The sequence below is a fragment of the Ancylobacter amanitiformis genome (assembly GCF_030814815.1).
Lineage (GTDB): Bacteria > Pseudomonadota > Alphaproteobacteria > Rhizobiales > Xanthobacteraceae > Ancylobacter > Ancylobacter amanitiformis.
This window is the reverse complement of sequence record NZ_JAUSVR010000006.1, coordinates 281,981-288,941: the sequence shown is the minus strand read 5'-3', so window position 1 is coordinate 288,941 and position 6,961 is coordinate 281,981. Positions and strand designations below refer to the sequence as shown.

The window sequence follows — 6,961 nt, the reverse complement described above, 5'->3', positions numbered from 1 at the left end:
CCGAACCCGCCGTTGCGGTGGCGCCGCGTCGATGGGCGCTTTATAGGGGCCGCCATCCCAATCTGTCAACGGCCTTCTTGCAGAAAAATGACAGGGCCACGACGCTGTGGATGACTGGCCTTCGGATCGTAAGAAATGCTTACCTTTCAATTGGTTAGCGTTTCTGTCCCTTTTTTTCGCGGAGCCTCTCGGCGGGTTTTCCGGCCCCTCACGAGGCGAAAAATCTGGCGTTCCCGGCCCTCCGGATCCGGCCGCCATCTGCCTCGGGACGGGGCAGTTTCACGCGCCATTTGCCCGGCAAACCGGCACCACGACTGGTGTTCGGGCACCCGCTCAGTGGTCGGAAAGCACCACGTCGTCGGACCAGTCGCCCTCGACTTCCTTGATGATCGCCTGCCCGCAAATCACCCGACCCTTCACCGGATCGAAGGTCAGGGTTGGGCTCCCCTGGAGCTGCCAGCCTTTGTTTAGCGCCGCCGAGACGCGCTTGCAGAAGGAAACGTCGTCCGGTCCGGTCAGATAGCGATAGAGCTTCATCGTCTCGTCCTCACTCCACTGTCTGGCAGCCGCATGTCTGGCTGCGGCATATCTGGCAGCCGCAGGCCTCACGGCCGCGCGGCGATCGCGTCGGCCAGCGCCACTCTCTTGCGGGCGATGTCGGCATGCATGCGCTCATACATCCGCCCCTCGATCTGCAGCACGCCCTTGGCTGCGTTCTCCGGCCGGTCGAACAGCTCGATCAGCCCGCGCGCGGCGGTGATTTCCTCACATGGGGGCGTGAAGGCGGCATTGCATGGCTCGATCTGGCCGGGATGGATCAGCGTCTTGCCGTCGAAACCAAGATCGGCCGCCTGCACGCATTCGCTCGCGAAGCCGGCCACGTCGCGAAAATCGTTCCAGACGCCGTCCAGCACCTCCGCCCCGCCGGCCCGGGCCGCCAGCACGCAATGCGACAGCCAGGCCTGCATGGGCGCCCGCCCGGGCAGGATGCGCGCGCCGGTTTCCTTGGCCAGATCGTTGGTGCCCAGCACCAGTACGCGCAGCCGCGTGAGCGGGTCGCGCGCCGCGAGCGCGATGTCGAGCGCCCGGAGCACGGCGATCGGCGTCTCGATCATCGCCCATACCCCGAGCGCGGCCGGCGTGCCGAGCGCCTCCAGCCGCCGGCCGACGAGGCGCAGCGTCTCGGCGTCGCCGACCTTGGGAATCAGCACGGCATCCGGCCCCGCCCCCGCCGCGCTGGCTCTGGCCATGCACGCGAGATCCTCCTCGAACCAGGGCGTCTCGGGGCCATTGACACGCACCACCACCTCGCGCGGGCCGAAGCCGCCCTGCGCCAGCGTGGCTGCCACCTCGTCGCGCGCCTGCGGCTTGGCATCGGGCGCCACGGCATCCTCGAGATCGATGATGATGGCGTCCACGGGAAGCGTGCGCGCCTTCTCCATCGCGCGGGCATTCGAGCCGGGCATGTAGAGTGCGCTGCGGCGGGGACGGACGAAAGCTGTCATGATTCGCTCGACTAATTGGCAAACGGCTGAATTGAGCCTATCCGCCTCGCCGGGACACTGCCAACCCGACACTGTCGGCCGGGCGAGGCGATGGCGCAGAAACTCCCCAGCGGACACGGATCATGGACGATACTTTCGAGGTTCTCATTGTCGGCGGCGCGATCATGGGTGCGGCGGCGGCCTATTTCCTCACCCTCGACCCGGCCTTCAAGGGCCGCGTGGCGGTGATCGAGCGCGATACCACCTTCGCGCATTCCTCCACGACGCTGTCGGCCGCCTCGCTGCGCCAGCAGTTCTCGATCCCCGAGAACATCCGCATGTCGCTGTTCGGCCTCGACTTCATCCGGAATGCAAGCGAGCGTTTCGAGGCTGATGTCGATCTCGCCTGGCACGAAGGCGGCTATCTCATCCTCGCCAGCGAGGCGGGGCGGCACATCCTGGAAGCCAATCACCGGATACAGCAGGCGGAAGGGGCCAATATCGCCCTGCTCGACCCTGAGCGGCTGACGGCCACCTTCCCCTGGCTGAACGTGGAAGGCATCGTCGCCGGCGCCTATGGGCTCACCGGCGAGGGCTGGTTCGACGCGCATGCCTTCCTCTCCGGCATGCGCGCGGCAGCCAAGGCCCGCGGCGCGGTGTTCATCACCGGCGAAGTGGTCGACATCGCGCGCGCGGGCAACCGCATCACCGGTGCCACGCTCAAGGACGGGCGGCGCTTCGGGTGCGGCGCGCTGGTCAATGCCGCCGGTCCGCGCGGCGGGCGGGTGGCCGCCATGGCGGATATCGCGCTGCCGGTGGAGGGGCGCAAGCGCTGCGTGTTCGTCGTGCATTGCCGCACGCCGCTGCCCAGGCTGCCGCTGCTGGTCGACCCCTCGGGCTTCTACATCCGGCCGGAAGGGGCCTACCAGATCTGCGGCGCGCCGCCGCCCGAGGACCAGGACCCGGATGCGGACGGTGATTTCGAGGTCGACTGGTCGGTATTCGAGGACGGTATCTGGCCGCATCTCGCCCATCGCATCCCGGCAATGGAGGAACTCAAGGTGGTCCGCGCCTGGGCCGGCCATTACGAGATGAACCTGCTCGACCACAATGCGGTGATCGGCCCGCATCCGGAAGTCGCCAATTTCTATTTCATGAACGGCTTCTCCGGCCACGGCCTGCAGCAGGCGCCCGCCGCCGGCCGCGCCATCGCCGAGTGGATCACGCGGGGGCGCTCGGTCTCGCTCGATCTCGACGTGTTCGGCTATGAGCGGATCGTGGCCCAGCGCCCGCATGCCGAGTTGAACATCATCTAGAGCATTTTCGAGCGACGTGGATTCCGGTTCGCGTGAAGAAAATACGTCAGAACAATAACCTAGAGCTTTTTCGGTGAACCGGAATTCACCGGAAAAGCTCTAGCGGAGCCGCTCGGGAGATACGCCATGCGCGTCGCCGGCGCGGACGGATGCAAAGGCGGCTGGGCGGTGGTGATCGTCGAGCCGGACGGCACCGCCCGCGCCGAGCGGGTCACGCGGCTCGCCGAGTTGTTCGACCGGCCGTCGCGCCCGGATATTCTCGCGGTGGACATGCCGATCGGGCTGCCCGAGCAGGTGATGGCGAAGGGCCGCGCGCCGGAGCGGCTGGTACGCCCGCTGCTGGGCGGGCGGCAATCGAGCGTGTTTTCCATGCCCTCGCGCGCCGCGGCCCAGGCCGGGGTCGACGCCACCATGGCCGAAGACGAGCGCTACCGCCACGCTTGCGCCATTGCCCGCGCGACCTCCGAGCCGCCGCGCGCCGTGGCCAGGCAGGGCTTTCACATCTTCCCGAAAATCATCGAGCTCGACCGCTGGCTGCGCGGCAATCCCGCGCTGCAGCCACGCGTGTTCGAATGCCACCCGGAAGTGAGCTTCCGGATGATGAATGGCGAGACCCCGCTCGCTCTGCCGAAGAAGGTGAAGAACGCCCCGCACAAGCCGGGCCTCCTGCTGCGCCGCGCGCTGCTGGAGCGTGCGGGCTTTCCGCCCGGCCCGCTCGCGCCTTTCACGGCACGCGCGATCAGCGTGGGCGAGGACGACCTCCTCGATGCCTGCGCCGCCGCATGGACGGCAGGGCGCATCGCGCGGGGGGAGGCGATCAGCTTCCCCTCCCCGCCCGAGCGGGATGCGCACGGCCTGCCGATCGCCATCTGGGCGTAGAGAGCGTCATCCCGGACGACCGACCAGGCGATCCGGCATGACTTTCCAAGACAACGCTCCGTGGCTCACAAGCCGGTATCGTCCGCCGCCGCCGGGCGCAGCTGGAACACGCCGGCCTCGGCCAGCAGGGCCTCGATGCGGTCGACCCCGGCGGCGAGGTCGAGCTTGTCGGTCTCCACCACCAGTTCGGGCGTGATCGGGGCTTCATAGGGCGCATCGATGCCGGTGAAGCCGCGAATTTCGCCGGCGCGGGCCTTGGCATAGAGCCCCTTGGGGTCGCGCTGCTCGCACAGTTCCAGCGGCGCCGAGACATGCACCTCGAAGAAGCCCGGCCCGACGACGGCGCGCACCTGCGCCCGCGCCTGCGCCGAGGGCGAGACCGCCGCCACCAGCACGACATGGCCGAGGCCCTTGAGCAGGCTCGCCACTTCGCCGAGCCGGCGGTTATTCTCGGCCCGGTCGGCATCGAAAAAGCCGAGATCGCTGTTCAGCCCGGCGCGCAGCGTGTCGCCATCGAGCAGCGTGACAAGAGCGCCGCGATCGAACAGCCGGCGCTCCAGCGCCCGCGCCAGCGTCGACTTGCCGGAGCCGGAAAGCCCGGTGAGCCACACCACCGCGCCAGCATTGCCGAAGCGGGCGAGCCGCTCCTCCCGCGTCACGGCGGAGGCCACGGGCGTGATGTGGCGCGCCGCCGGCGCCGGCTGCGCCGCCTCGCCATCGAGCACCGAGATCACGAGCCCGCCGCCGGCAATGCGCCCGCCGAGCTCCAGCGCGACGCGGCCGGTGCGCGGGTTCAGCCGATGCGGATCGGCGGCGATCGGCCGGGAGAGCAACAGTTCCACCTCGCCGACCTGGTTGCGGCCGATGCGCTTGGATTCGAAGGTGGAGAGGTGGCCGGGATCGACCACTTCATGCACCGCCGCGACGGTGGCGCGCGATTCCGAGGTGGCGAGCCGGGCGATCAGCGTCGTGCCGACCTCCAGCGCCTCCTCCGCCAGCCAGAACAGCCGCACGCGGATGCGCCGCGTGGCGCGCGGGCGGGCGGAGGGCACGGACAGGATTTCGCCGCGTTCGACGAAGATTTCGCGGTCGAGCGTGAGCGCGGCGGCGTTGCCGGCGTGCAGCGCCGTCACCTCCTCGCCCGCCGCCGGCACCGGCCATGTCTCGATGGTCTTCACTACCGCACTCTTGCCGGAAGGCTGGAAGACGACTTCCTGTCCCACGCTCAGGCCGCCGGTCTCGATGCGCCCGGCCACGATGCGCCGGTCGTCGAACTTGTAGACCGCCTGCACCGGCATGCGCAGCGCCAGTTCCTGCGGGGCGCGGGCCGGCTCGAACTGGTCCAGCGCCTCCAGCACGGTCGGCCCGGTGAACCAGGGCGTGCGCGTGCCGCGCGTCGCGACGCCGTCGCCCTCGCGGGCGGAAATCGGGATGACGACGCTCGCCTGCACGCCGAGCCCGGCGAGATAGGCGATGATTTCGCTCTCGATGGCGCGGAAGACCGCCTCGTCATAATCGACGCGGTCCATCTTGTTCACCACCACCGTCACCTGCCGCACGCCGAGCAGGTGCAGGAGATAGCCGTGACGTCGGGTCTGGTCGCGCACGCCCTCGGCGGCGTCGATCAGCAGCAGCGCCGCGTCCGCCTGCGAGGCGCCGGTGATCATGTTGCGCAGGAATTCCGCATGGCCCGGCGCGTCGATCAGGATGATGTCGCGCGAGGGGGTGCGGAAACGGATCTGGCTGGTGTCGATGGTGATGCCCTGATCGCGCTCGGCCTGCAGGCTGTCGAGCAGGAACGACCATTCGAACGGCATGCCGCGCCGGGCGGAAATCGCCTTCAGATGCTCGATCTTGGCGGCGGGGATGCCGCCGGTCTCGTGCAGCAGGCGGCCGATCAGTGTCGACTTGCCGTGGTCGACATGGCCGACAATGACGATGCGCACCAATTGCCGGTCGGCCGCGTCGACGGGGGCGGAGGGAAGAACGGTGACGTTGGCGGACATGATCGCCCCTCTCACAGATAACCGGCGACGCGCAGCCGCTCGAAGGAATCCTCGGACTCATGGTCCATGGCGCGGCCGGACCGCTCGGGCACCTTGGTGGTGGCGAGTTCGACGAGAATCTCGTCAATGGTCGCCGCCTCCGACGCCACCGGGAAGGTGATGTCCTGATCGCCCAGCGAGCGGTAGCGCTTGCCGTCCTTCGCGAAATACAGCGGGATGACGGGAATGTTCTCCCGCTTCGTGTAGGCCCAGATATCCAGCTCGGTCCAATGCAGGATCGGGTGCACGCGTAAATGCGCGCCGGCCGGCAGCGTGGCGTTGAAGTGATCCCAGAATTCCGGCGGCTGCTCGCGCACGTTCCAGTCGCCTTCCAGCCCGCGCGGGGAGAATACCCGCTCCTTGGCGCGGGTCGCCTCCTCGTCGCGGCGGATGCCGGCGACCACGGCGTCGAAGCCGTATTTCTCCAGCGCCAGCTTCAGCCCTTCGGTCTTGCGCGCGGCCGAGCGGGTGGCCGGCGGCAGGGTCGGGTCCATCTGCTCCAGCGGCGGGCACGGGTCGACGCGCAGGTCGAGCCCCCATTCGCGGGAATAATGGTCGCGGAAATCATACATTTCCCTGAACTTCCTGCCGGTATCGACATGAAGCACGGGAAACGGGACATGGCCGAGGAACGCTTTCCTCGCCAGCCAGATCATCACGTTGGAATCCTTGCCGAGCGACCACAGGAGCGCCATGCGCTTCATTCGCGCGAAAGCCTCGCGGAATATGTAGATGCTCTGAGCCTCGAGCTCGTCGAGCCGATCATCGGCGGTGGACATGATGAGAACCCGGTTTATCGTGGCCCGTCTGTGCGGGAACTAATTACACGTAATTTTCGTGCATTTATTTCTTTTGCACGTTCTAAATTGGTGTTATCACCCCTAACCCATCCGTCAACAGGAAATTAATGCGCCATGGCGTCCCCCCAACAGCAGAAACTGAAGGTCAACGGCCCCGTCGCGGTAACGGCGAACCGGCTGACGGACGGGGCTGTGGTGTGGCGCACCGCGCAGGAGGGCTGGTCGCCCAACCTCGCCGATGCGGTCATCGTGACCACGGCGGACCAGGCCATCGCGCTGCTCGCCAGCGCGCAGAAACGTGACACGGATGCGGTGGGCGCCTATGTGGCGCCGGTGGTTATCGAGGCGGATGGCGCGATCGCGCCCGGCAACCTGCGCGAGCGTATCCGCGTCGCCGGCCCGACCTTCGAGCTGCCGCATTGACGAACTGACGACGC

7 protein-coding genes are annotated in these 6,961 nt (G+C 67.9%); 3 read left to right on the top strand and 4 right to left on the bottom strand.

Annotated features, from left to right (window positions below; translation table 11 throughout):
• Positions 1-333: 333 nt before the first annotated feature.
• Both QOZ99_RS11965 and QOZ99_RS11960 read right to left on the bottom strand, forming a co-directional pair.
• On the bottom strand, positions 334-537 hold the full coding sequence (locus QOZ99_RS11965) for a DUF1737 domain-containing protein (protein WP_183189283.1): 204 nt from the start codon (positions 535-537) through the stop codon (positions 334-336).
• Positions 538-605: 68 nt separating this feature from the next.
• Positions 606-1,505 carry an HpcH/HpaI aldolase/citrate lyase family protein gene (locus QOZ99_RS11960; RefSeq protein ID WP_306890185.1) on the bottom strand — a complete coding sequence of 300 codons (900 nt, stop codon included), beginning with the start codon at positions 1,503-1,505 and terminating at the stop codon, positions 606-608.
• 122 nt (positions 1,506-1,627) lie between these two features.
• Here QOZ99_RS11960 and QOZ99_RS11955 point away from each other — a divergent pair, with 122 nt between their 5' ends.
• Together QOZ99_RS11955 and QOZ99_RS11950 are read left to right on the top strand one after the other, a co-directional pair.
• Entirely contained in the window at positions 1,628-2,800 is a 1,173-nt protein-coding gene (locus QOZ99_RS11955) for an NAD(P)/FAD-dependent oxidoreductase (protein ID WP_306890184.1), read from the top strand.
• A gap of 126 nt (positions 2,801-2,926) precedes the next feature.
• Positions 2,927-3,679, top strand: a complete 753-nt coding sequence (locus tag QOZ99_RS11950) for a DUF429 domain-containing protein (RefSeq protein ID WP_306890183.1) — start codon at positions 2,927-2,929, stop codon at positions 3,677-3,679.
• Positions 3,680-3,744: 65 nt separating this feature from the next.
• Here the strand turns inward: QOZ99_RS11950 and cysC are convergent, their stop codons facing one another.
• Both cysC and cysD read right to left on the bottom strand, forming a co-directional pair.
• Positions 3,745-5,685 carry an adenylyl-sulfate kinase gene (cysC, locus tag QOZ99_RS11945; RefSeq protein ID WP_306890182.1) on the bottom strand — a complete coding sequence of 647 codons (1,941 nt, stop codon included), beginning with the start codon at positions 5,683-5,685 and terminating at the stop codon, positions 3,745-3,747.
• 11 nt (positions 5,686-5,696) lie between these two features.
• Complete coding sequence (cysD, locus tag QOZ99_RS11940; RefSeq protein WP_306890181.1) at positions 5,697-6,503, bottom strand: sulfate adenylyltransferase subunit CysD; 807 nt, start codon at positions 6,501-6,503, stop codon at positions 5,697-5,699.
• 135 nt (positions 6,504-6,638) lie between these two features.
• On the opposite strand from cysD, the gene QOZ99_RS11935 reads away from it, so the two are divergent.
• Positions 6,639-6,947 carry a DUF2849 domain-containing protein gene (locus QOZ99_RS11935; protein WP_306890180.1) on the top strand — a complete coding sequence of 103 codons (309 nt, stop codon included), beginning with the start codon at positions 6,639-6,641 and terminating at the stop codon, positions 6,945-6,947.
• Positions 6,948-6,961 lie beyond the last annotated feature (14 nt).

Excerpts from the sequence above, each read along its gene's own strand:
- QOZ99_RS11965 (WP_183189283.1), bottom strand. The coding sequence starts at position 537 with ATGAAGCTCTATCGCTATCTGACCGGACCGGACGACGTTTCCTTCTGC.
- QOZ99_RS11960 (WP_306890185.1), bottom strand. The coding sequence starts at position 1,505 with ATGACAGCTTTCGTCCGTCCCCGCCGCAGCGCACTCTACATGCCCGGC.
- QOZ99_RS11955 (WP_306890184.1), top strand. The coding sequence starts at position 1,628 with ATGGACGATACTTTCGAGGTTCTCATTGTCGGCGGCGCGATCATGGGT.
- QOZ99_RS11950 (WP_306890183.1), top strand. The coding sequence starts at position 2,927 with ATGCGCGTCGCCGGCGCGGACGGATGCAAAGGCGGCTGGGCGGTGGTG.
- cysC (WP_306890182.1), bottom strand. The coding sequence starts at position 5,685 with ATGTCCGCCAACGTCACCGTTCTTCCCTCCGCCCCCGTCGACGCGGCC.
- cysD (WP_306890181.1), bottom strand. The coding sequence starts at position 6,503 with ATGTCCACCGCCGATGATCGGCTCGACGAGCTCGAGGCTCAGAGCATC.
- QOZ99_RS11935 (WP_306890180.1), top strand. The coding sequence starts at position 6,639 with ATGGCGTCCCCCCAACAGCAGAAACTGAAGGTCAACGGCCCCGTCGCG.